This is a genomic window from Lentimicrobium sp. S6 (assembly GCF_013166635.1).
In the GTDB taxonomy this organism is placed as follows: Bacteria; Bacteroidota; Bacteroidia; order Bacteroidales; family UBA12170; genus UBA12170.
On record NZ_JABKBZ010000199.1, the window covers coordinates 1 to 1,432 of the forward strand.

Sequence of the window (1,432 nt, forward strand, 5' to 3'; positions counted from 1 at the left end):
ACTACCACTTGTGTAGACTGACCCCATGCTGGATTAAAATTAGTGGCTTCTAAATTAGTATAGCTATCACTATAGATAGAGAATACATTATCATCAGTTTCATCATGAGTTGGTACCGGAGCACCTACTGTTGGAACTGCATTAGCCAAAGTAAAGTTGACATTATAAGTCAAACTTGTTATATCATCATCTGCTGTAACTACAACTTCTGTAATTCCCGGAAGAGCACCTGCAGCATTTATAACAAATTCTGCATTAGGATCTGTTGTGGTAGCAGTTACTGTTGGAATGATAGTCGTTCCATAAGGAAGTTCCATATTGTAGCTCATCATATTTGCTGAGAAACCAGTAACAGTAGTTTCATCCACTTGTAAATCGCTTAATGTAGCATCAGAACCCGATGCCGTTGGTGTTTTCCAGAAATAAATATTATCTAAATATATATTTGATGGATTAACTCCTGCTTGACCATCAAACTTCAACTGATGGATATCTGCCATGGAAACATCTGTGAAATCACCTACTGGAATATCATAACTATTCCATGTTCCTTGTGTGAGAGGTGTCAATTCATAAAGAAATTCTCCTGTACTAGCACTAATAGGTGTTAACTTCACCACGGTGGCATCTGCTGTCCAAATATCTACATGTAAAAACTCCATGGCTGATAAATCTTGATTACCATCCAATTGAGTTCCTTGATAGTTGAAACTAGCATATTTCATCATTTCATTACCACCAATATCTTCATTACTAACTACAGTTGTTTGTCCCCAGCCTGGATTAAAATCCGTTCCTGCAAGATTTGTATAGCTGTCACTATAAATAGAGACTACATCTGCTGCATCCTCTGTTGGTAATGGTGCCGCTGCACTTGGTTCTGTGGCTGTTGTTGGCTCTTTATAGAAATAAATATTATCTAAATATATATTAGATGGATTTACGCCCGCTTGGCCATCAAACTTTAATTGATGAATATCGGCCATGGAAACATCTGTGAAATCACCTACTGGAATATCATAACTATTCCATGTTCCTTGTGTCAGAGGAGTCAATTCATAAAGAAATTCTCCTGTACTAGCACTAATAGGTGTTAACTTCACCACTGTGGCATCTGCTGTCCAAATATCTACATGTAAAAACTCCATGGCTGATAAATCTTGTGCTGTACCATCATTACTACCTAAATTAGTTCCTTGATAGTTGAAGTTAGCATATTTCATGGTTTCATTACCTGCAACATCAACAAAAGAAACAGCAGTAGACTGACCCCAATTTGGATTAAAATTCGTTTCAGCAAGATTTGTATAGCTGTCACTATAAATAGAGACTACATCTGCTGCATCCTCTGTTGGTAATGGTGCCGCTGCACTTGGTTCTGTTGCTGTTGTTGGCTCTTTATAGAAATAAATATTATCTAAATATATATTAG

Annotated in this window: 1 pseudogene; it reads right to left on the reverse strand. The window is 37.0% G+C overall.

The annotated features are described in order from the left end of the window. Nucleotides 1–1,432: pseudogene (locus HNS40_RS22315) on the reverse strand (hypothetical protein); the annotation flags it as partial.